The organism is Microbacterium sp. SORGH_AS_0862, from assembly GCF_030818795.1.
Taxonomy (GTDB): domain Bacteria; phylum Actinomycetota; class Actinomycetes; order Actinomycetales; family Microbacteriaceae; genus Microbacterium.
On record NZ_JAUTAY010000001.1, the window covers coordinates 3379599 to 3401517 of the forward strand.

Genomic DNA, 21919 nt, shown 5'->3' on the forward strand with positions numbered 1-21919 from the left:
GGCGACGGTCACGCGCGTCGCCGCAGGAGCGAGATCGACATCGCGTCCGTCCCGTGACGGTGGGGCCACAGCTGGGCGCGTCCTGAGCCATCGGCGGGCGTGGGCAGATCCAGGGGGTGGCTGGCCACATCCTGGAGCACGGCGCGGGCGTCGAGCTCCTCTATGTCGTCGCCTCGGCGTCCACGCACCTCGGCCACGACCGCGCTCGTCTCCGCCAGGTGGGGCGAGCACGTGACGTAGGCGACGATGCCGCCGGGCGTCAGCGCATCGAGAGCGCTCTCCAACAGTTCCCGCTGAAGGCTCGCGAGCGCCGCCACGTCTGACGGCGACTTCCGCCAGCGCGCCTCGGGTCGCCGGCGCAGGGCACCCAGGCCCGTGCAGGGCGCATCGACCAGGATGCGGTCGTAACGGGCCCTGCCCGCACGCGAACGGCCGTCCTCCTCGCTGACCGCGATCTCTGCGGGAACGCCCGCGAGAGCCTGACGCACGAGGCCCGCACGCGCGGGAGCGATCTCGTTCGCCTCGAGCAGCGCTCCGCCTGCCAGAGCCTCGGCGGCGAGCAGGGCTGTCTTGCCGCCGGGCCCGGCGCACAGATCGAGCCACCGCTCCCCTGCGGTCACCGGCTCGGCCCGGCTGAGTGCGAGCGCGGCCAGCTGCGAGCCCTCGTCCTGCACGCGGATGCGGCCGCCGGCCGCACGGATCAGCGGCTCGGGGTCTCCGCCTGCGGAGAGTGCGCCGACGGGCGAGTACCGCGTCGGCGCGAGCTCGGCCGGCCGATCGGCGAGACCGGGAAGCACCGCCAGCGAGACCCGCGGCGACGCGTTGTCCGCACGCAGCAGGTCTTCGAGTTCGTCGGCGCGCCCCTCGGCGGCCAGCGCCCGGCGGAAGGCGCGGATCACCCAGACCGGATGCGCATACGCGAGCCCCAGCCGTTCGTCGTCGGAACGTGCCGCCGCCTCGATACGGGCGAGCCACTCCCCCGGCGTGTCGCGGGAGATCCTCCGGAGCACGGCGTTGACGAACCCGGTCGGCGCAGCGCCGATCGTCTCGCGCACGAGCCCCACCGTTTCGTGCACGGCCGCGTGGGACGCGATCCGGGTCGACAGCAGCTGATGCGCGCCCAGTCGCAGGGCGTCGAGCACGTCCTCGTCGATCTCGTCGGTGGGCCGCCCCGCCGCCGACGCGATGATGGCGTCGTAGGTGCCCAGGCGCCGCAGGGTCCCGTAGGTCAGCTCGGTCGCGAGGGCAGCGTCCTTCGCATCGAGGCCCGCTCGCGCGATCTCGGCCGGCAGAAGCAGGTTCGCGTAGGCATCGGATGCGGCGACGGCGCGCAGCGTGTCGAAGGCCACCCGCCGCGGATCGGAGCCGCTCACGACGCCACCAGCCCTTCCGGGGCGCGAAGGCCTCGCAGCCAGTCGCCCGCAGCCATCGCCGCCTTCCCCGCCGGCTGCACGCGCACGAGCGCGACGGGGTCGGTCGCGGTACCGACGAGCACTTCGGACCGCGCCGCACGGATCACCCCCGGCGCCAAGGCCGCGGCGTGCTCCGCGCGATGCATGTCGTGGATCTTCACGCGCGCGCCGTCGACCGTCGTGAAGGCGCCCGGTTCGGGCGTCGTGCCCCGGAAGCGCGACAGGACCGCATCCGCCGCCTGCGTCCAGTCCAGACGGCCGTCCTCGGCGGTCAGCTTGCCCGCGTACGTGCTCTCTCCCGCCTGCGGAACTCCGCGAGCGGTCCCGGTCGCCAGCTGATCGACGACGTCGACGAGCGCCGCGGCACCGTCGCGCGCGAGATCGTCCAGCACGCGTCCGGCGGTGGCTGTTGCGGGGATGCGGTAGCGGGTTCCCCCGTACACGGCGCCCTCGTCGAGACCCGCGGTCAACTGGAACACGTTCGTCCCGGTCTCGCTGTCCCCGGCGATGAGCGCCCGTTGCACGGGCGCGGCTCCGCGCCAGCGCGGCAGCAACGAGAAGTGAAGGTTGATCCACCCGAGCCGCGGTGTGCTCAGCAGCGGCTCCCGGACGAGGCCGCCGTACGCCACGATGACGCCCAGATCCGGTTCGAGCGCCGCGATGTGCTCGGTCGCCTCCGCATCCAAGCGATCGGTCTTGAACACGTCGAGATCCAGTTCCGCGGCAGCAGCGGCGACGGGCGACGGCGTGAGCACGCGCTTGCGCCCCACGGGCGCGTCACGGCGGGTGACGACGCAGGCGACCTCGTGATCGGTGCCGGCCAGGGCGCGAAGCGAGGCGACGGCGGGTTCGGGCGTTCCCGCGAAGACAAGACGCATCGGGTTCCTCACAGCTCGGGATCGGGCACGTCCACCCGAACTCTGAGTGTATTCCGGCTCCGCGCAGGGCTCCGGCCGCGCGCACGGCGCGCGCGGACGGCGTCGGCGATGAGTGCGGCCCGCAGAGAGCCCGTCACGGCCTTCCCATGGCCATAGTCGAATCGCACGAGGGCTCGCGACCGGGGCGGATCCTCTCCGAGGATCTCGGACGGCCCGAGGACGGCATCGGGGTCGAGCGCGGGAACCTCGGCGCGCAGCTGCGCAAGCGCCTCGTGGACGGTCCGGGGCTCGCCCTCGACGACCGCGACCCGCACCGCGGGCGGCAGATGCAGCACCGCTCGGTCGGCGAGCTCCGCGCGGGCGTAGGCGGCCTGCGTCCACGTGGCCAGAGCTCGGGCGAGCGGACCGGCGACCCCGGTCAGCAGCACCGGTGCGCCGGGCGTGGTCAGCGCGGCCGCGTTCGACCACCACCGCAGACACGACTCGCCGATCCGCAGGTCCTCGGCGAGCAGCATCCGGTCGCCGTCCAGCAGCAGCACCGCTCGGTACCCGCCTTCCGCGATCGGCTCCGCCCCCCTGGTCGCGATGACCAGAGCAGGGCGATGCTCGACGCGCGCGACCGGATGTTCGCCGTCGGCCACGATCACGCGCGTCCCGGGGAATGCCCGACCGAGTTCGTCCGCAGTGCGCTCGCTTCCCGACGATGCGAGACGCAGATGCTGCCCCTCGCACACCGCGCACTGCCAGCCGGCGATCCCGCGTCCGCACCAGGCGCACTCCGGTGGTCTGCCCTGCCTGCGCACGCGGAGCGGCCCCGAGCAGTGCAGGCAGCGCGCGGGCGCGCGGCACGAGGAGCAGACCACTACCGGCGCGTATCCGGGGCGGGCCACCTGGACCAGGACCGGTCCCTCCGTCAGCGCGTCCCGCACGGCCTGGAACGCCGAGGAGGGGATGCGTGCCTGCGCGACCGCATCGGACGTCGCCGTCAGCACGACGCGCGGCGTGACCCGACGGGCCGCGGCCAGGTGGCGGAACCACCCGATCTGAACGAGCCGCTCGACATCCGTGGTGCGCGTGTGCCCCAGCACCAGCAAGGCGCTCTGCTCGCTCTCCTGGCGCAGCAGCGCGACGTCGCGCGCGTGCACGCCGGGGCTCAGGGGCTCTGCCAGCAACGGGTCGCCGTCGTCCCAGATCACGACGAGACCCGTGTCACTCGTGGGCGCGTAGACGGCGGATCGGTTCCCGACCACGATGCAGGGCGCCGCCGCGAGGGTGCGCAGGTACGCGCCGTAGCGTGAGGGTCCGGTCTGCCGAGCGTCGGACTGCACGAGCGCGTTCGGCGGCACGCGCCCCGCGAGGGCGGTCATCACCTGTTCCTGATCACGGTGGTCGGGAACGACGATCACCACGCTCCGTCCCGCGGCGAGGGTGATGGTCGCCGCCGCAGCGATCAGGACGGCCCACGATCCGACCGTGCCGCCCTCCGCGAGCTCCACGACGCGCGGCGTCGCATCCACGGCGAGGCGTTCGCCGGCGCGGATACCCTCCGCCAGGTGCGGAAACGCCGCGAGGACCTCTTCGGCGGTCTTCACCGCATCGGCATGGGGCGCCTCGACGACGGGCTCGGGCGAGTGCAGCCATGCTTTCTCGGCACGCACCATCCGCTTCGGCACCGCGAGGCGAAGGACGTCGGATGCGGATCCCGCCGCCCGATCGGCGACGCGCCGGGCGAGGCTGTAGAGGCTCGGAGGTAGGACGCGCATCGGCGAGACCACGCTGTCGAGCTCGGAGAGCGGACGCTCATGGTCCGTCTCCTCGCCGCGTTCGACGAGGAACCCGTCGACGACGCGGCCGGCACTTCGCAACGGGACACGGACGCGCACCCCGGGCACAGCATCCGCGTCGAACTCGGGCGGGATCGCGTAGTCGAAGAGGCGGTCGAGCTGCGGCAGCGGCGAGTCGAGCAGGACGCGCGCGACGGGCCGACCGGGGCCGGCTGCCCCGGGCATCTCAGAGCCCGGCTGCGGCGCGCAACTCGTCGACGCGGTCCAGACGCTCCCAGGTGAACTCGGGAAGCTCGCGACCGAAGTGACCGTAGGCGGCCGTGGCCGAGTAGATGGGACGCAGCAGATCCAGCTGGTCGATGATGGCCTTGGGTCGCAGGTCGAAGACGTCGAGGATCGCCGCGGTGATCGTCTCGTCGCTCACATGTCCCGTGCCGAAGCTCTCGACGTACAGGCCGACGGGACTCGCCTTACCGATCGCGTACGCGACCTGCACCTCGAGGCGCTCGGCGAGACCTGCCGCGACCGCGTTCTTGGCGACCCAGCGCATGGCGTAGGCGGCGGAGCGGTCGACCTTGGAGGGGTCCTTGCCGCTGAAGGCGCCACCGCCGTGGCGCGCGGCGCCCCCGTAGGTGTCGATGATGATCTTGCGGCCGGTCAAGCCGGCGTCGCCCTTGGGGCCGCCGGTCACGAAGGGGCCCGCGGGGTTGATGTAGTACCGCACATCGGGCGTGTCGAGCCCGGTGTCCGCGAGGACGGGGTCGATGACCTCCCGACGCACCAGCTTGCGCAGCTCATCCTGACTGATATCGGGATGATGCTGCGTCGACAGCACGACCGACTCCACCGTCTTGGGCGTGTGGCCGTCGTAGCCGAGGGTCACCTGCGTCTTGCCGTCGGGACGGAGGAAGTCGAGGGCGCCCGATCGGCGCACCGCCGCCAGGCGTTCCGCCATCCGGTGCGCTGTCCACGCCGCCATGGGCATGAGCTGTGCCGTCTCGGTCGTCGCGAAGCCGAACATGATGCCCTGGTCGCCGGCGCCCTGTTCGTCGCGGGGATCCACCGATCGTCCCTCGCGCTGCTCGAACGCCTGGTTGACGCCCGCGGCGATATCCGAGGACTGTGCGCCGATGGAGACCGAGACACCGCACGAGTCGCCGTCGAAACCGGTGTCGCTGGAGGTGTATCCGATGCGGTTCACGACGTCGCGCACGATCGCGGGGATCTCGACGTAGGCACGCGTCGACACTTCGCCGGCGACGTGCACGAGACCCGTCGTCACGAGGGTCTCGACGGCGACGCGGCCCGTCGGATCCTCCGCGATGATCGCGTCGAGGATGCTGTCGGAGATCTGGTCGCAGATCTTGTCCGGATGGCCTTCCGTGACGGACTCGGACGTGAAAAGACGCAGCTCGGTCATCGCAACTCCACTCGAGATGTGAGGGACACCCCCCCACTGTGACGCTCCCCCCGGACACCGAAGTGCCGGGGGGAGCGTCGAGATGATCAGATCACTCGGCGTGACGCAGCCGCAGCTTGTCTTCGTTGATCTCGTGCAGCGCGATCGTGAGCGGCTTGTCCTCGATCGTGGAGTCCACGAGCGGGCCCACGTTGTCGAAGAGGTTGCCCTCGTGCAGATCGGAGTAATAGTCGTTGATCTGACGCGCCCGCTTGGATGCGTAGATGACGAGCTGATACTTCGAGTCGACCTTGTCGAGAAGGCTGTCGATGGGGGGCTCGATGATGCCCTGGTTGGTCCCAGCCATGGCGGTACCTCCTGGTTCGGGGATGTCGGCGGAGAGTCGTTCGACGACGACGCATCACGATAGACGCGCGGAAGCCTTCGTCAATTCTACGACCTTGCGCGCCGCCTCGGCGACTTCTGCGTTCACGACCCGGTAGTCGAACTCGCCCTGAGCCGCCAGTTCCACCCGTGCGGTGCGCAGGCGTCGCGTGCGCTCCTCGGCATCCTCCGTGCCGCGCCCGACCAGACGCTGCACGAGCTCGTCCCAGCTGGGCGGGAGCAGGAACACGAGCGCGGCGTCCGGCGCTGCCGCCCGCACCTGCCGAGCTCCCTGCAGATCGATCTCGAGCAGAACCGTGCGACCGTCGGCCAACGCGCGTTCGATCGGCCCGCGGGGCGTGCCGTACCGGTACTTGTTGTGCACGGTCGCCCATTCCAGCAGCTCACCGCGGGCGATGAGTTCGTCGAAGGCGGCGTCGTCCACGAAGAAGTAGTGCGTGCCGTCGATCTCGCCGGGGCGAGGCGGACGCGTGGTCGCCGAGACGGAGAGAAGGATCTCCGGGTAGTGCTCCTGGATATGGGCGGCCACGGTGCCCTTGCCGACCGCGGTCGGGCCTGCGAGCACGAGCAGACGGCTGCGTGCCGCGCGCGGCTCGGGTTCCGGGAGACGCCCGTCGAGCCACCCGTGCAGCGCGGCGCGCTGGCGCACCCCGAGACCGCCGAGACGCTTCACGGGCGAGATGCCGAGCTCGGCGAGGATGCGGTCGCGCTTGCCCTCTCCGATGGCCGGGAGCGAGGTGAGGAACTCCGGGACGCGCAGGGTCCCGGCGGCGGATGTGGGTTCTGCCACCGCACGTCGCAGAACCTCCTGGCCGCTGATCACGCGAGTGGCGAGGTCGCGTTTGAGCGATGCCCGGGCGCGGCGGGCTTCGACGGCCCGCCGCGAAGCGGCGGCTCGGTCGACCTCGGGAGGCGTTCGGCTGTCAACCACGGCGAACCTCCGAATAGAGCGCGCGTCTCTCGTCGATGCGGGCGGCCAGGCGAGCAGGGCCGGCAGACAGGATGCTCCTGCTCTCACTGGCGACGACCTGCGCAGCCACGTAGCCGAAGAGCGCGTCGAGGTCCGACGGCTGTGCACCCTGCGCACCGAAGCCCGGCGCCAGGATGGGAGTCCCGGCCAGCACGGTGTCGGTGAGGCCGAACGATGTGCGCTGCAGCGTCGCTCCCACGACCACCCCCGCGGGGCCGAGGGCTCCCGCGCTTCCCACGTTGTAGGAACCGACCTCGCGGGCGACACGGGCCGCGGTCGGCTCGTCATCGCCGGCGGATGCGTCCACCGTGATGGCGGTCTGCACGGCGGCGGCCTCTCGGTTGCTCGTCGCCGCCAGGACGAACACGCCCTTGTCCGCCCGGATCGCGCGCGTGATGGTCTCGTGCAGCGATTCCGGTCCGAGATACGGGCTGAGGGTGAGCGCATCCGCTTCCAGGGGCGAACCCGGCTCGAGCCAAGCGGCGGCGTAGCCGTCCATCGTCGAACCGATGTCACCGCGCTTCGCATCGGCGATCACCAGCAGACCCGCATCCCGCGCTGCCGCGAGCACGTCCTCGAGGGCCGCGTAGCCTGCCGACCCGAATCGTTCGTAGAACGCGACCTGCGGCTTCACGACGCCCACGCGCCCGGCCGCCGCGTCCACGACGCGGAGGCCGAACTCGCGCACACCGGCCGCATCCTCGCCGAGGCCCCAGGCGCGCAGCAGCTGTGCGTGGGGATCGATCCCCACGCACAGCTGCCCGTACTCCTCGAGCGCGGCGTGGAGCCGCGTTCCGAAACCGGCTGCGCTCACGCGCGCGCCGTCCGCTCCACCGCGTACTCCTGAAGGCTCTTCACGTCGAACCCCTCGCGCAACACGGGCAGCGCGCTGACGGCGGCGCCGAGCACGGCCATCGTCGTGAACAGGGCCTTGTCCGCAGCCACCGCGGCCGCGCGGATCTCGTAGCCGTCTGCACGCGCCAGGCCGCCGCTGGGCGTGTTGACGATCATGTCGATCTCACCCGCGTTGATGAGGTCGACGATGTTCGTCTCCCCCGTCTCCTGCGTCGCGGAGTACTTGTTCACGGTGCGCACGGCGATGCCGTTGCGTGCCAGGATCTCGGCCGTTCCCTCCGTCGCCACGAGCTCGTAGCCGAGTTCCTGGAGACGATGCGCCGGCAGGATGACGGCGCGCTTGTCGGCGTCGGCGACGGAGATGAACACCGTGCCCGACAGGGGCATTCCGCCGTAGGCGGCCTGCTGGCTCTTCGCGAACGCCGTCGGGAAATCGCGGTCGAACCCCATGACCTCACCGGTCGAGCGCATCTCAGGGCCGAGCACGGAGTCGACGGTCTGACCGTCCTTCGTGCGGAACCGCTTGAAGGGCAGCACGGCCTCTTTGACGGCGACGGGCGCGTCCAGCGGAACGCGCGAGCCGTCCTGCTCGGGCAGCATGCCCTCCGCTTTGAGCTCGGCGATGGAGCTGCCCGCCATGATGCGGCTGGCCGCCTTCGCGAGCGGAATGCCGAGCGCCTTGGAGACGAAGGGCACCGTACGGCTCGCGCGCGGGTTCGCTTCGATCACGTAGAGCACACCCGCACTGATGGCGAACTGCACGTTGAGCAGTCCCCGCACCCCCACGCCCTGGGCGATGGCGAGCGTCGCCTCGCGGACCCGGTCGATGTCGGTGCGGCCCAACGAAACCGGCGGGAGCGTACAGGAGGAGTCGCCGGAGTGGATGCCCGCCTCCTCCAGGTGCTCCATCACGCCGCCGATGTACAGCTCCTGGCCGTCGAACAGGGCATCGACGTCGAGTTCGATCGCGTCGTCCAGGAACCGGTCGACGAGCAGGGGCAGCCCCGGGCCGATGATCGCCGCGTCGGCGATACGGACGAAGTAGTCGCGCAGCGCCTCGGTCGAGTAGACGATCTCCATGCCGCGGCCGCCGAGCACGAAGCTCGGACGCACCAGCACCGGGTAGCCGATCTCCTCGGCGACGCTCACCGCGCCGTCGACGTCGATCGCCGTGCCGCTGCGCGGCGCCACCAGGCCCGCGTCGTCCAGGAGGCGCGAGAACAGCTCGCGCTCCTCCGCCAGATCGATCGCCGCGGGGCTCGTGCCCAGGATGCGGTAGCCCGCTGCTTCGATGCCCTTCGCGAGGCCCAGCGGGGTCTGACCGCCGAGCTGGCAGATGACACCGAGGATCTCGCCGGAGGCGCTCTCGGCGTGCAGCACCTCGAGGACGTCTTCGAGCGTGAGGGGCTCGAAGTACAGCCGATCGCTCGTGTCGTAGTCGGTCGAGACCGTCTCGGGGTTGCAGTTGATCATGACCGTCTCGTAGCCCGCATCCGAGAGCGCGAAGCTGGCGTGCACGCACGAGTAGTCGAACTCGACGCCCTGACCGATGCGGTTGGGACCGGAGCCGATGATGACGACCTTGGTGCGCTCCGAGGGCGACACCTCCGTCTCGGTGTCGTAGCTCGAGTAGTGGTACGGCGTGAGGGCCGGGAACTCCCCGGCGCAGGTGTCGACCGTCTTGTAGACGGGGCGCAACCCCAGGGCGTGGCGGATGCCGCGCACCTCGGCCTCGCCGATGCCGCGCAGCTCGGCGATCTGCACGTCGCTGAAGCCGTGCTCCTTCGCGACCCGCAGCACCTCGGCGTCGAGCTCGGCGGCCGCGCGCACGAACTCGGCCACCTCGTTGATGAGTGCGATCTGATCGAGGAACCAGGGGTCGATCGCCGTCGCCTCGAACGCCTGCTCGATCGTGGCGCCCTTGCGCATGGCCTGCTGCAGCACCACGATGCGCCCGTCGGTCGGGGTGGCTGCGATCTCCAGGAGCTCATCGACCGAGCGCTGCTCCTCGCCCCAGTGGAAGCTGGAGCCGCGCTTCTCGAGCGAGCGCAGCGCCTTCTGCAGAGCCGTCGCGTAGTTGCGACCGATCGCCATCGCCTCGCCGACGGACTTCATGGTCGTCGTGAGGGTCGTGTCCGCAGCGGGGAACTTCTCGAAGTTGAACCGGGGCACCTTGACGACGACGTAGTCCAGCGTCGGCTCGAAGCTCGCCGGGGTCACCTTCGTGATGTCGTTCGGGATCTCTCGTCGAGGCGGTAGCCGATCGCGAGCTTGGCGGCGATCTTGGCGATCGGGAATCCCGTGGCCTTGGACGCCAGCGCCGAGGAGCGCGACACGCGCGGGTTCATCTCGATCACGATGATGCGGCCCGTCACGGGGTCGACGGCGAACTGGATGTTGCAACCGCCCGTGTCGACACCCACGCGACGGATGATCTCGATCCCGATGTCGCGCAGCTTCTGGTACTCGCGGTCGGTCAGCGTGAGGGCGGGGGCGACGGTGATCGAGTCTCCCGTGTGCACGCCGACGGGGTCGACGTTCTCGATCGAGCAGACCACCACCGTGTTGTCGGCGGTGTCGCGCATGAGCTCGAGCTCGTACTCCTTCCACCCGAGGATGGACTCCTCGAGGAGGACCTCGTTGGTCGGAGAGTCGTGCAGACCGGCACCGCCGATGCGGCGGAGGTCGGCCTCGTCGTAGGCGAATCCCGAACCGAGGCCGCCCATCGTGAACGAGGGGCGCACCACGAGCGGGTATCCGAGCTTCTCCGCGCCGGCGAGGAGCTCGTCCATGGAGTGGCAGATGACGGAGGCGGCCACATCCGCACCGGCCTCGATCACCAGCTCCTTGAAGATCTGGCGGTCCTCGCCCTTGTTGATGGCCTCGAAGTTGGCGCCGATGAGCTCGATGCCGTACTTCTCCAGCACACCGTTCTTGTGCAGGTCGATCGCCGCGTTCAGCGCCGTCTGGCCACCCAGGGTCGGCAGGATCGCGTCGGGGCGCTCCTTGGCGATGATGGTCTCGATGACCCGCCAGTTGATGGGCTCGATGTAGGTGGCGTCGGCGAAGTCGGGGTCCGTCATGATCGTGGCCGGATTCGAGTTGACCAGGATCACGCGCACCCCTTCGGCGCGCAGCACACGGCACGCCTGGGTGCCGGAGTAGTCGAACTCACAAGCCTGACCGATGACGATCGGGCCGGAGCCGATGACGAGGACGGAGCGGATGTCGTCGCGCTTGGGCATTACTTGGTGTCCTTCTTGCTCTGCTCGGCGATGACCATGTCCCGGAACCGGTCGAAGAGGTAGTTCGCGTCGTGCGGGCCGGCTGCGGCCTCCGGGTGGTACTGCACGCTGAACGCGGGGATGTCGAGCGCGCGCAGGCCCTCGACGACCTGATCGTTGAGGCCGACGTGGCTGACCTCGACGCGGCCGTAGCCGTTCGGGCTGTCGCTCACGCCATCCAGTGGCGCGTCCACCGCGAAGCCGTGGTTGTGCGCGGTGATCTCCACGCGCCCGGTCGTGCGGTCCATGACGGGCTGGTTGATGCCGCGGTGACCGAAGGGGAGCTTGTACGTGCCGTAGCCCAACGCGCGCCCGAGCAGCTGGTTGCCGAAGCAGATCCCGAAGAACGGCAGGCGGTCATCGAGCACCGCGCGCAGCAGCTCCACGTGATCGGCGGATGCCGCCGGGTCGCCGGGACCGTTGGAGTAGAACACCGCGACGGGGTCGATCGCACGGATCTCCTCGATCGTGGCGGTCTGCGGCAGCACGTGCACGTCGAAGCCGCGAGCGGCGAGGTTGTCGATCGTCGCCTGCTTGACGCCGAGGTCGAGCACGGCGAGGTTGCCGACGCGCTCCGCGGTCGCAGGGGTGATCTCGGTCTCGATCACGGAGACGGATGCGGAGAGGTTCTGTCCCGCCATCGCCGGCGCTTCGCGGACGATGCGCAGCTGCTCCTCGGGATCGATCGCGGCCGCGTCGCCCGAGAAGATCCCGCCACGCATGCTGCCGGCGGAGCGGATGTGGCGCGTCACGGCACGGGTGTCGATCCCGCTGATGCCGACGATGCCGTCGTTCGTCAGCGCGTCGTCGAGCGACTCGTCGGCACGCCAGTTGGACACGACGCGCGAGGGGTCGCGCACGATGTAGCCGGCGACCCAGATGCGCCGCGACTCGGGGTCCTCCTCGTTGACACCGGTGTTGCCGATGTGCGGCGCGGTCTGCAGGACGATCTGTCCCCGCGTAGGAGGGGTCGGTGAGGGTCTCCTGGTAGCCGGTCATGCCGGTGGCGAAGACGACCTCGCCGAGGGTGGTGCCGGTGGCGCCGTAGGCGCGGCCGGTGTGGCGCGTGCCGTCTTCGAGGACGAGGACGGCCGGTCCGGAGCGGAAGAGAGTCATACGTCGGTTCCCGTCGAGGTGGGGTGGGGCAGAATCGCGTCGAGGGCGGCGGCGACCGCGCGTGCCGAGGCGTCCTGCGGGCGGAAGTAGGAGTCGACGAGCGAGTCGTCGTCGATGCGCCAGGTGAGGCGGGCGAGCCCGTCGCGTTCGACCACGCGGTCGATCGTGACCGTGGCCTGCTGCGCGGACACGAGGCGCGTTCTGTCGATGAACACCGGCTCGCCTCCGTGGGCGAGCAGTGCCACGCCGGCGTCGGTGATCAGGAGGTCGGCCTTGGCGCGGAACCCGAGCCCTCGAACGGCGAGACGTTCCAGGGCGCTGTCGTGCGCGGTCGTCGCCACGTACAGGCCGGCGAAGCGTGCGAGCACGTCCGCGTCGGCGGGCGGCGATCCGAGCGGCGCGGCAAGGCCGCTGTCTCGTCGCACTCGTCGCAGCCAGCCCCAGAGCATCAGGCCGATCAGCAGCAGCGCGACGGCGAGCATGACCAGCAGCGCACCCTCCCGGCTCATGCGTGCACCTCCGCCGCATCCACGACGACGCCGTCGCGCACGGTCGCGGTGCCGGCGCGGAACGTCCACCGCGTTGAACCCGGCAGCTCGCGCCCGAGGTAGGGCGAGTTGGTGCTGCGTCCGTGCAGGTCGTCGACGGCGAACCTCGCGCGCACGCCGTCGTCGTACAGAGCCAGGTGAGCCGGCTCGCCTACGGCGAGAGGACGGCCGTGTCCCTGCAGGCGCCCGATCGCGGCGGGCGCGCTGCTCATGACGCGCGCGACGTCCGCCCAGTCGAGCAGCCCGGTCTCGACCATGGCGTGGTGCACGACGCGCAGGGCGCTCTCGAGTCCCACCATGCCGTTGGCCGCGGCCTGCCACTCGCAGGCCTTCGCCTCGGCGGGATGCGGTGCGTGGTCGGTTGCGACGATGTCGATCGTGCCGTCGGCGAGGCCCTCCCGGACCGCCTGCACGTCCTCGTCCCGCCGCAACGGGGGGTTCACCTTGAACCGCGCGTCGTATCCGCGAACGAGTTCTTCGGTCAACAGCAGGTGGTGCGGGGTGACCTCGGCGGTCACCGCGATGCCCCGCTTCTTCGCCCAGCGGATGATGTCGACGCTGCCGGCCGTGGAGAGGTGGCAGACGTGCAGGCGCGAGCCGACATGCTCGGCGAGCAGGACGTCGCGGGCGATGATCGACTCCTCCGCGACGGCGGGCCACCCGGTGAGCCCCAGCTCGGCCGAGACGGCGCCCTCGTTCATCTGAGCGCCCTCGGTCAGGCGCGGGTCCTGCGCGTGCTGCGCGATCACGCCGTCAAACGCCTTCACGTACTCGAGGGCGCGACGCATGATGAGCGGATCGAAGACGCAGAAGCCGTCATCGCTGAACACACGCACACGGGCGCGGGAGTGGGCCATCGCTCCCAGCTCCGCCAGACGCTCGCCCTTCTGTCCGACCGTCACGGCCCCGATCGGCTGGACGTCGACGAAGCCGGCGGCTTCGCCGAGCGCGAGCTCCTGTTCGACGACTCCCGCGGTGTCCGCGACGGGCGACGTGTTCGGCATGGCGAACAGGGCCGTGTACCCGCCCGCGGCGCCCGCACGGGAGCCGGTGAGGATGGTCTCCGACGCCTCGTAGCCAGGCTCTCGCAGATGCGTGTGCAGATCGACGAGGCCGGGAAGGGCGACGAGGCCGTCGGCATCGATGACCTGGGCCCCGGCTCGACTGAGGCCGCTCCCCATCTCCTGGATGAGGCCGTCCGCGACGACGAGATCGACCGCGGCGGCGCCGACCGGCCGCACGCCGCGGATCACGTACGTTCCGCTCATGACGCACCTTCTTTCTCGGAGGCGGGGCGTTCGCCCGCAAGCAGCAGGTACAGCACGGCCATCCGCACGGATACGCCGTTGGTGACCTGCTCGAGCACCGTGGATCGCGGCGAATCCGCCGCCGCAGCGGAGATCTCCAGCCCGCGGTTCATCGGCCCAGGGTGCATGACAATGCTATCGGCCGGGAGCGCGTCGAGACGCTCGCCGTCCAGTCCCCACGCTCTCGCGTACTCGCGCTCGGTCGGGAAGTACGCCGCGTTCATCCGCTCGAGCTGGATGCGCAGCATCATGAGCGCATCGGGACCGTCGGCGATGGCACGGTCGAGGTCGTACTCGATCGCTGCCGGCCATGCCGACACATCCTGCGGGATGAGGGTCGGTGGCCCGACGAGAGTGATCCGCGCGCCCAGCGTGTGCAGCAGCCACACGTTGGAGCGTGCGACGCGCGAATGCAGGATGTCACCGACGATCGCGACCGACACACCGGAGAGGTCCCGCCCGCGGCTGTCGGCCCCGAACAGGCGCTTGCGCAGGGTGAACGCATCCAGCAGCGCCTGGGTGGGATGCTCGTGGGTCCCGTCGCCGGCGTTGACCACACCGGCGGTGATCCAACCGCTCGTGGCGAGTGTGCGAGGAGCCCCGGATGCGCCGTGTCGGATGACGACCGCATCCGCGCCCATCGCCTGCAGCGTCTGGGCGGTGTCCTGCAGGGACTCCCCCTTCGAGACGCTCGAGCCCTTGGCCGAGAAGTTGATGACGTCGGCGGACAGGCGCTTCGCCGCCGCTTCGAAGGAGATGCGGGTGCGTGTCGAGTCCTCGAAGAAGAGGTTCACCACCGTCTTGCCGCGCAGCGTCGGCAGCTTCTTGATCTCACGCTGCTGCGTGTCCGCCATGTCTTCTGCGACGTCGAGGATGCGCAGGGCCTGTGCACGGTCCAGCGTGCGGGTGTCGAGGAGGTTCCTCATGACTCGATCGTCACCTCCTCGACGCCGTCGGTCTCTGCGAGGCGGACGTTGACGCGCTCGTCGCGCGCGCTCGGGAGATTCTTGCCGACGAAGTCCGGGCGGATCGGAAGCTCGCGATGGCCCCGGTCGATCAGGGCGGCCAACCGCACTGCGGCGGGGCGTCCGATGTCCTGCAGCGCGTCGAGAGCGGCCCTGATGCTCCGGCCCGAGAAGAGCACGTCGTCGACGAGGACGATCGTGCGGTGGTCGATGCCGCCCGCGGGGATGTCGGTGCGGTGCGGTGCCCGGGTGGGGTTGCTGGCGAGGTCGTCGCGGTACATCGTGACGTCGAGAGCACCCACGGGCACCGGTACCCCGCCGAAGTCGGACACGAGGGCGCCGATACGACGGGCCAGTGGCACCCCTCGCGTCGGGATGCCGAGGATCACCAACCCCTCCGGACCGCGGTTGGACTCCAGGATCTCGTGGGAGATCCGAGTCAGGGCCCTGGCGATGTCGGCCTCATGCAGCACGGTTCGCGTGCTCATCCGCCGCTCCCTTCTCCGCCTCTCAGGACGGGGTTAAAGGTTGCTGTGGTTTGCATACAGCCTATCCCAGACAGTCGGCTCCGCGCCCGGCGGCGCGGACGCTGTTAGGCTCGCGTGCGTTCCTATGACCAGTTCTTCCGTCCGTCCCGCGCGCCCATCCGATGCGCCGGCGACGCCGACCCCCACTGCTGCAGCGAGCGGGCGGGCATCCGGCAAGGCGATCCTCCTCGGCGAGCACGCCGTCGTCTACCGACGGCCCGCGCTTGCCATTCCGCTCTCCGCGCTTCAGGTGCGGGCTGAGGTCCGGCGGTCGAGCGGTCCGAGCCATCTGCACAGTGACCTGTACGACGGACCTCTGACCGCAGCCCCCGCACGCCTGGGCCCCACCGCCATGGCTGCCGCCGCGGCGCTCGAAGCGGTCGGGGCCGCCGGTGAGTCGATCGATCTCCGCATCGCGAGCGACCTGCCGGCCGAGCGCGGTGTCGGATCCTCCGCCGCCGTCGCCGCTGCCGTCGTGCGCGCCGTGGCCGCCGCGTTCGGGACCGACCTGGACGCCGCGGCCGAGCACGAAGTGATCCAGCAGGCCGAACGGGTCGCTCACGTGTCACCGAGCGGTCTCGACGCACACGCCGTGCGCGCCGACGCACCGATCTGGTTCGAGGACGGAGCCGTGTCACCCGTCGCGGTTGCCGCTCCCCTCACCTTCGTGATCGCCGACACCGGCGTCGCGGGCCGCACGAGAGAAGCCGTCGCCGATGTCCGCAGGCGTCACGATGAAGACCCGCAGGGCACGACGGCTCTGCTCGACGAACTGGGCGAGCTGACCCGCGACGCCCGCACGCACCTCGCGACCGGCGATGCCCGAAGTCTCGGCGCCGTCATGGACCGGGGTCACGCGACGCTCGACCTCCTGGGTGTGGGCGACCCGTCGCTGGACGAGCTTGCGGCTACGGCACGCGCGCACGGCGCCTGGGGAGCGAAACTGACCGGCGGAGGGCGGGGCGGATGCGTCCTCGTGCTGATCCGCGACGACGAAAAGCGCCGCCGAGGTCGCCGGCGCCCTGCGCGGCGCGGGAGCGGCCGCGACCTGGACCACCACGGTGGAGGCGACGATATGACAGAGGCCCGCGCGATCGCGCATCCGAACATTGCACTGGTGAAGTACTGGGGCAAAGCCGACGCGGCGCTCAACCTGCCGGCTACCGGCAGCCTGTCCATGACGCTGGGCGTGTTCCCGACCACGACCACGGTCGTGGTGGACGAGGCGCTGGACGCCGACGTCTTCGTGCTGAACGGCCGTGAGCAGTCGGGGGTCCCCGCCGAGCGCACCGCACGATTCCTCGACCTCGTGCGGGCACTCTCCGGCTCCGCCCTCCATGCTCGCGTGGAGTCGCACAACACCGTGCCGTCGGCTGCGGGGCTCGCATCCTCCGCGGCCGGCTTCGCCGCACTCGCCGGCGCCGCCGCATCCGCCTACGGACTGCAGCTGAGCGCACAGGAGCTCAGCAGGCTCGCGCGTTGCGGTTCGGGATCCGCCGCGCGTTCGATCTTCGGGGGCTTCGCCCTCTGGCACGCCGGCGACGACGAACAGTCCTACGCCGAGCCGCTGCCGGCCCCGGCGGATCTCGCGATGGTCGTCGCGATCGTGGACAGCGGTGAGAAGCAGGTCTCCAGCCGTGAGGCGATGCGCCGCACGGCGGATACCTCGCCCTTCTACCCCGCGTGGATCTCTTCGACCGCGGCGACGCTCGAGGAGGCGCGGCGCGCATGCGTCGAGGGCGACGTCGCGCAGCTCGGACGTCTCACCGAGAACAACGCGCTCCGGATGCACGCCGTGATCCAGGCCTCAGCTCCGTCCATCCGCTACCTCTCGCCGACGAGCATCGCGCTCTTCGACCGCGTGGCGGCGCTCCGCGACGCGGGCCTGGAGTCCTATGCGACGGCGGATGCGGGACCGAACGTCGTCGCCCTGTGCCGCGCCGCGGATGCGGAGGCCGTCGCGAGCGAGCTCGGCGCGTTCGCCCAGACGGTCGTCGCGCTGCCCGGGCCCGGGCTGGTGGTCGGCGGAAGGTCCGTCGGATGACCGCCCCGATCATCGTCCGCTCGCCGGGCAAGCTCTTCATCGCGGGCGAGTACGCGGTCGTCACTCCCGGAGAGCCGGCCGTGCTCGTCGCCGTCGATCGCTACCTGACGGTCCGTCTCACGCCGAGCGCGGACTCCGGAAGTGTTCACTCCCCCGAGTTCGGCCGCACTCCCCTGGTGTGGGGCCGGGCGGGTGATGGACTCACGATCGATGCCGAGCATCATCCCTACGAGTACGTGCTCGCCGCCATCAGCCTCGCTGAGCGTCTCCGCTCCGAGCGCGGACTTCCCGCGCGGTACTACGACCTCCGCATCGACAGCGGACTCGACGACGCGTCCGGCCGGAAGTTCGGTCTCGGATCGTCGGCGGCGGTCACGATCGCGACGATCCGCGCGATCGACGAGTTCTACGGGTTCGGACTCTCCCGACGAGACGCGTACCGCCTCGCACTGCTGGCCACCATCCAGGTCGCTCCGCAGGCGTCCGGGGGCGACCTCGCCGCCAGTGCGTTCGGCGGTTGGATCTCCTACCGCTCGCCGGACCGCGAAGTGCTTCGGGCTGCGCTCGACGCGGAGGAGTCGGTCGCCGGTCTGCTGGCGTCGCGCGGGTGGGAACCGCTGGACATCGCCCGCCTCGCGCCGCCCGCATCCCTCCGCTTCCTCGTCGGCTGGACCGGTCGACCGGCATCCACCGCCCGCCTCGTCGACGCGGTGCGCGACGGATCCGGCGCGATGGACTACCCGGCGTTCCTGCTCGACTCTCGCGCGTGCGTGACGGACCTGGCGCGCGCTCTGGACGACTCCGACGACAGCGCCACCCTCCACGCGGTCCGCCGGGCGCGTCGGTTGCTGCGCCGTCTCGGACGAAGCGCCGGCGTCGCCATCGAGACGGATGCGCTCGCGGCCCTCTGCGACACTGCGGAAGCCGCAGGTGCCGCGGCGAAGTCGTCGGGCGCGGGCGGCGGCGACTGCGGCATCGTGCTCGCGCCTGAAGACGCAGACATCGCAGGCATGCTCCGCGACTGGGAGGAACGCGACATCCGGCATCTGACGCTCTCGGTGTCCCCCGCCGAGGGAGGTGCGCCGTGAGCGCCCCGGATCGCAAGGACGATCACGTGCGGCTGGCCGCCGCTCAGCATCCGCTGGTCGACGGGAACGGCTTCGACGACGTCCGCTTCCTGCATCACGCCCTGTCCGGTATCGATGCGGCCGAGGTGACGCTCGACACCGAGGTGATCGGGCTGCAGTGGTCCGCGCCGTTCTACATCAACGCGATGACCGGCGGCAGCGCTCGCACGGGCGAGATCAATCGTGCGCTCGCCCGCGCGGCCGCGGCCGCGCGTGTGCCGATCGCTTCGGGCTCGATGAGTGTCGCGCTCGACCATCCCGATGCGGCACCGACGTTCCGTGTGCTGCGCGAGGAGAACCCCGAGGGAGTCCTGTTCGCCAACATCGGGATCGAGCGATCAGCCGATGACGCCCGCCGTGCGATCGACCTCATCGAGGCGGACGCCCTGCAGATCCACGTGAACGCCGTGCAGGAGATCGTGATGCCGGAGGGCGGACGCTCCTTCGGCCACTGGGTCGCCTCTCTGGAGCGTATCGTCGCGGCGGTAAACGTCCCCGTCGTCGTCAAAGAGGTCGGGTTCGGCTTCAGTCGACGCACGCTCTCCGTCCTCGGGGAGATCGGGGTCTCCGCCGCGGACGTTGCAGGTCGCGGCGGAACGGATTTCGTGCGGATCGAGAATGCGCGCCGCGCGGATGCCGACTTCGGCTACTTGGCCGGATGGGGGCAGAGCGCGGTCGAGTGTCTGCTCGACGCGCCGCCCGACGCACCCCCGCTGCTCGCCTCCGGAGGGGTGCGCACACCCCTCGACATCGTCCGGGGCATCGCCCTCGGCGCAGGAGCGGTCGGCGTGTCGGGCACGTTCCTGCGGATCGTGCTCGACGGAGGCGCGGATGCCCTGTCCGTCGCACTCGACGCGTGGAAAAGCCAGCTCCGAGCCCTCCTCACCGTCCTCGGTGCGCGCACGTGTGCGGACCTGGTCACGACGGATCTGATCATCGGCGGCGAGACCGCCGACTTCGCGCGGGCACGCGCGATCGACATCACCTCGCTGACGCATCGCTCCGATGCGCTCGGCGCACCTGGAAGGAGCCGGAATGACCGGTGAGTTCACTCCCCTGCCCACGCGCTGGGTCGGCCCGCTGCGTCTGAGCGGCGACGTCGTCGGTGAGCAGGAGGTTCCCCTCGCCACCTACGAGAGCCCGCTCTGGCCGTCCGTCGGGCGCGGCGCGCGCATCTCCCGCCTGGTCGACGACGGCATCCGGGTCACGGTCGTGGACGAGCGGATGACGCGCTCCTCGCTGTTCACGGCCGTCGACGCCGCGACGGCCGTCCGCGCCGGTCGGGACATCCGCGGTCGCTTCGCCGAGCTCGCAGCCACCGTGGCCGCGCAGAGCCGGCACGCTCGACTGCTCGATGTCGACACCGAGGTCGTCGGCAACCTGCTCTTCGTGCGCTTCGCTCTGTCGACCGGCGACGCGTCCGGGCACAACATGGTGACGCTGGCTGCCGAGTCGCTCATGACGCAGATCCTCCAGTGGCACCCCGAGCTGGAGTACGGATCGATCTCCGGCAACTACTGCTCCGACAAGAAAGCGACCGCCGTCAACGGCATCCTCGGTCGCGGTCGCAACGTCGTCGCCGACATCCTCATCCCGGCAGAGCTCGTCCAGGCGCAGCTGCGTTCCACCGCGGCGCGGATCGTCGAGCTGAACACGCGCAAGAACCTCGTCGGCTCCACCATCGCCGGCGCGCTGCGCTCGGCCAACGCGCATTACGCGAACATGCTTCTCGCGATCTTCCTCGCGACCGGTCAGGACGCCGCGAACATCGTCGAAGGCTCGCAGGGGATCACGTGGGCCGAGGTCCGCGGCGACGGCGACCTGTACTTCTCCTGCACCCTGCCCACCCTCATCGTGGGCACGGTCGGCAACGGCAAGGACCTCCCCCAGGTCGAGGAGGCACTCACCCGCCTCGGGTGCCGTGAAGAGCGCGAGTCGGGCGAGAACGCCCGCCGCCTCGCCGCCCTCGTGGCAGCGACCGTGCTCTGCGGCGAGCTCTCGCTCCTGGCCGCGCAGACCAACCCCGGAGAACTCATGACCTCCCACCTCCAGCTGGAGCGAAACGGAAAGGCCACGCGATGACCGCGCCCCTGATCGGTATCCATGACCTGGCGGTCGCGACCGCCGGCCACGTGCTGGAACTCGACGACCTGGCGGCGGCGACAGGCGTCGATCCGGGCAAGTTCCACATCGGGCTCGGCCAGGATCAGATGAGCGTCCCCGGCCCTGATGAGGACATCGTGACGATGGGTGCGACCGCGGCACGGCGCATCATCGATCGGCACGGCGTCGACGGCATCCGCACCGTGTTCTTCGCGACCGAGTCCGGCGTCGACCAGTCCAAGTCCGCCGGCGTCTGGGTGCACGATCTGCTGGGCCTGCCCTCCACCAGCCGCGTGATCGAGCTCAAGCAGGCCTGCTACTCCGCCACCGCCGCCCTGCAGGCGGCCGCGGGTCTCGTCGCGCGCGAGCCCGGATCGAAGGTCCTCGTCATCGCGAGCGACGTCGCCCGCTACGAGCTGGACTCCGCCGCCGAGCCCACGCAGGGCGCCGGAGCGGTCGCCATGCTCGTCACTGCGGATCCGGCACTGCTGAGCATCGAGCCGGCGACCGGATTGCACACCGCCCATGTCGATGACTTCTGGCGGCCCAACGACAGCGTGACCGCCGTGGTCGACGGCAAGCTGTCCATCGACGCGTACCTGGACGGCTTCGTCGGCGCATGGGACGACTACCGCGCCCACGGCGGGGCGGCCATCGACGAGATCGACGTCTTCACGCATCACCAGCCGTTCACGCGGATGGCCGCGAAGGCACATCGCCGGCTCGCCGAGCACCTGGGGACGGAACTCTCTGAGGACCGTTACCTGCGCTCCACCCTCTACAACCGGCGCATCGGAAACTCGTACACGGCGTCGCTGTACTTCGGACTCGCCGCTTTGCTGGACGGCGATGACGACCTGACCGGCAAGCGCGTGGGCATGTTCAGCTACGGCTCCGGCAGCGTCAGCGAGTTCTTCGCCGGTGTGGTGCAGCCCGGATACCGAGAGCACACCCGCGCCGATGAGACCGCGGAGCTGCTCGCTGCCCGTACGCGCGTGGATGTGCCCGCGTACCGCGCACTGCACGCCGCCGCCCACCTGGGTAGCCGTCAGGACGTCACCGTGCCGGCACAATCCCCGTGGCCGTACCACTTCGCGGGCGTACGCGGGCGCGCACGCCAGTATTCCGCCGACCGGACCTGAGATTCCGCGTTCCGATCGCCCGCTCGTCGGCCGAGCAGTCAGCTCCGGCCGAC

At 70.6% G+C, this 21919-nt stretch carries 15 protein-coding genes and 3 pseudogenes; 5 read left to right on the forward strand and 13 right to left on the reverse strand.

Annotation, left to right across the window (positions count from 1 at the left end; translation table 11 throughout):
* Window positions 1-8: 8 nt before the first annotated feature.
* The 13 genes and pseudogenes from QE377_RS16675 to pyrR all read right to left on the reverse strand — a co-directional run.
* Window positions 9-1373, reverse strand: coding sequence for an RsmB/NOP family class I SAM-dependent RNA methyltransferase (locus QE377_RS16675; RefSeq protein WP_307325524.1), 1365 nt, complete (start codon window positions 1371-1373; stop codon window positions 9-11).
* Window positions 1370-2290 (reverse strand): methionyl-tRNA formyltransferase, encoded by a 921-nt coding sequence (fmt, locus tag QE377_RS16680; protein WP_307325527.1) that lies wholly within the window; start codon window positions 2288-2290, stop codon window positions 1370-1372. The genes QE377_RS16675 and fmt overlap by 4 nt, the downstream gene beginning before the upstream one ends.
* An 8-nt stretch (window positions 2291-2298) precedes the next feature.
* On the reverse strand, window positions 2299-4299 hold the full coding sequence (locus tag QE377_RS16685; RefSeq protein ID WP_307325530.1) for a primosomal protein N': 2001 nt from the start codon (window positions 4297-4299) through the stop codon (window positions 2299-2301).
* Window position 4300: 1 nt separating this feature from the next.
* Complete coding sequence (gene metK / locus QE377_RS16690) at window positions 4301-5494, reverse strand: methionine adenosyltransferase (RefSeq protein WP_307325533.1); 1194 nt, start codon at window positions 5492-5494, stop codon at window positions 4301-4303.
* Between the two features lie 91 nt (window positions 5495-5585).
* A complete protein-coding gene (gene rpoZ, locus QE377_RS16695; RefSeq protein ID WP_137416980.1) occupies window positions 5586-5840 on the reverse strand; it encodes a DNA-directed RNA polymerase subunit omega in 255 nt (84 codons plus the stop codon).
* 54 nt (window positions 5841-5894) lie between these two features.
* Window positions 5895-6809 carry a guanylate kinase gene (gene gmk, locus QE377_RS16700; RefSeq protein ID WP_307325537.1) on the reverse strand — a complete coding sequence of 305 codons (915 nt, stop codon included), beginning with the start codon at window positions 6807-6809 and terminating at the stop codon, window positions 5895-5897.
* Window positions 6802-7662 (reverse strand): orotidine-5'-phosphate decarboxylase, encoded by an 861-nt coding sequence (pyrF, locus tag QE377_RS16705; protein ID WP_307325539.1) that lies wholly within the window; start codon window positions 7660-7662, stop codon window positions 6802-6804. Before pyrF ends, gmk begins: the two co-directional genes overlap by 8 nt.
* Window positions 7659-10948, reverse strand: a pseudogene (carB, locus tag QE377_RS16710) (carbamoyl-phosphate synthase large subunit). Before carB ends, pyrF begins: the two are co-directional and overlap by 4 nt.
* A pseudogene (gene carA, locus QE377_RS16715) lies at window positions 10948-12103 on the reverse strand (glutamine-hydrolyzing carbamoyl-phosphate synthase small subunit). Before carA ends, carB begins: the two co-directional pseudogenes overlap by 1 nt.
* The gene (locus QE377_RS16720) at window positions 12100-12612 is read right to left on the reverse strand and encodes a hypothetical protein (RefSeq protein ID WP_307325543.1); all 513 of its coding nucleotides are present in this window, start codon (window positions 12610-12612) and stop codon (window positions 12100-12102) included. The pseudogene carA and the gene QE377_RS16720 overlap by 4 nt, the downstream one beginning before the upstream one ends.
* The gene (locus QE377_RS16725) at window positions 12609-13919 is read right to left on the reverse strand and encodes a dihydroorotase (RefSeq protein ID WP_307325546.1); all 1311 of its coding nucleotides are present in this window, start codon (window positions 13917-13919) and stop codon (window positions 12609-12611) included. The genes QE377_RS16720 and QE377_RS16725 overlap by 4 nt, the downstream gene beginning before the upstream one ends.
* Window positions 13916-14884, reverse strand: coding sequence for an aspartate carbamoyltransferase catalytic subunit (locus QE377_RS16730; RefSeq protein ID WP_307325549.1), 969 nt, complete (start codon window positions 14882-14884; stop codon window positions 13916-13918). Before QE377_RS16730 ends, QE377_RS16725 begins: the two co-directional genes overlap by 4 nt.
* A pseudogene (gene pyrR / locus QE377_RS16735) lies at window positions 14881-15414 on the reverse strand (bifunctional pyr operon transcriptional regulator/uracil phosphoribosyltransferase PyrR); the annotation flags it as partial. The gene QE377_RS16730 and the pseudogene pyrR, both read right to left, overlap by 4 nt.
* Before the next feature lie 121 nt (window positions 15415-15535).
* Between pyrR and mvaD the strand changes: the two are divergent.
* The 5 genes from mvaD to QE377_RS16760 are packed head-to-tail and all read left to right on the forward strand — an operon-like array spanning window position 15536 to window position 21866.
* Complete coding sequence (mvaD, locus tag QE377_RS16740) at window positions 15536-17494, forward strand: diphosphomevalonate decarboxylase (protein ID WP_307325552.1); 1959 nt, start codon at window positions 15536-15538, stop codon at window positions 17492-17494.
* Window positions 17491-18582 (forward strand): phosphomevalonate kinase, encoded by a 1092-nt coding sequence (locus QE377_RS16745; RefSeq protein WP_307325556.1) that lies wholly within the window; start codon window positions 17491-17493, stop codon window positions 18580-18582. The genes mvaD and QE377_RS16745 overlap by 4 nt, the downstream gene beginning before the upstream one ends.
* Window positions 18579-19667: a type 2 isopentenyl-diphosphate Delta-isomerase gene (gene fni / locus QE377_RS16750; protein ID WP_307325559.1), complete on the forward strand. Its 1089-nt coding sequence runs from the start codon at window positions 18579-18581 to the stop codon at window positions 19665-19667. Before QE377_RS16745 ends, fni begins: the two co-directional genes overlap by 4 nt.
* The gene (locus QE377_RS16755) at window positions 19657-20703 is read left to right on the forward strand and encodes a hydroxymethylglutaryl-CoA reductase (protein ID WP_307325561.1); all 1047 of its coding nucleotides are present in this window, start codon (window positions 19657-19659) and stop codon (window positions 20701-20703) included. The genes fni and QE377_RS16755 overlap by 11 nt, the downstream gene beginning before the upstream one ends.
* Window positions 20700-21866: a hydroxymethylglutaryl-CoA synthase gene (locus QE377_RS16760; protein ID WP_307325563.1), complete on the forward strand. Its 1167-nt coding sequence runs from the start codon at window positions 20700-20702 to the stop codon at window positions 21864-21866. The genes QE377_RS16755 and QE377_RS16760 overlap by 4 nt, the downstream gene beginning before the upstream one ends.
* The last annotated feature ends 53 nt before the right edge of the window (window positions 21867-21919 follow it).

Coding starts and splice junctions, on each gene's coding strand:
- QE377_RS16755 (WP_307325561.1), top strand. CDS start 19,657: ATGACCGGTGAGTTCACTCCCCTGCCCACGCGCTGGGTCGGCCCGCTG.
- QE377_RS16725 (WP_307325546.1), bottom strand. CDS start 13,919: ATGAGCGGAACGTACGTGATCCGCGGCGTGCGGCCGGTCGGCGCCGCC.
- QE377_RS16685 (WP_307325530.1), bottom strand. CDS start 4,299: ATGCCCGGGGCAGCCGGCCCCGGTCGGCCCGTCGCGCGCGTCCTGCTC.
- rpoZ (WP_137416980.1), bottom strand. CDS start 5,840: ATGGCTGGGACCAACCAGGGCATCATCGAGCCCCCCATCGACAGCCTT.
- metK (WP_307325533.1), bottom strand. CDS start 5,494: ATGACCGAGCTGCGTCTTTTCACGTCCGAGTCCGTCACGGAAGGCCAT.
- QE377_RS16760 (WP_307325563.1), top strand. CDS start 20,700: ATGACCGCGCCCCTGATCGGTATCCATGACCTGGCGGTCGCGACCGCC.
- mvaD (WP_307325552.1), top strand. CDS start 15,536: ATGACCAGTTCTTCCGTCCGTCCCGCGCGCCCATCCGATGCGCCGGCG.
- fmt (WP_307325527.1), bottom strand. CDS start 2,290: ATGCGTCTTGTCTTCGCGGGAACGCCCGAACCCGCCGTCGCCTCGCTT.
- QE377_RS16745 (WP_307325556.1), top strand. CDS start 17,491: ATGACCGCCCCGATCATCGTCCGCTCGCCGGGCAAGCTCTTCATCGCG.
- QE377_RS16720 (WP_307325543.1), bottom strand. CDS start 12,612: ATGAGCCGGGAGGGTGCGCTGCTGGTCATGCTCGCCGTCGCGCTGCTG.
- QE377_RS16730 (WP_307325549.1), bottom strand. CDS start 14,884: ATGAGGAACCTCCTCGACACCCGCACGCTGGACCGTGCACAGGCCCTG.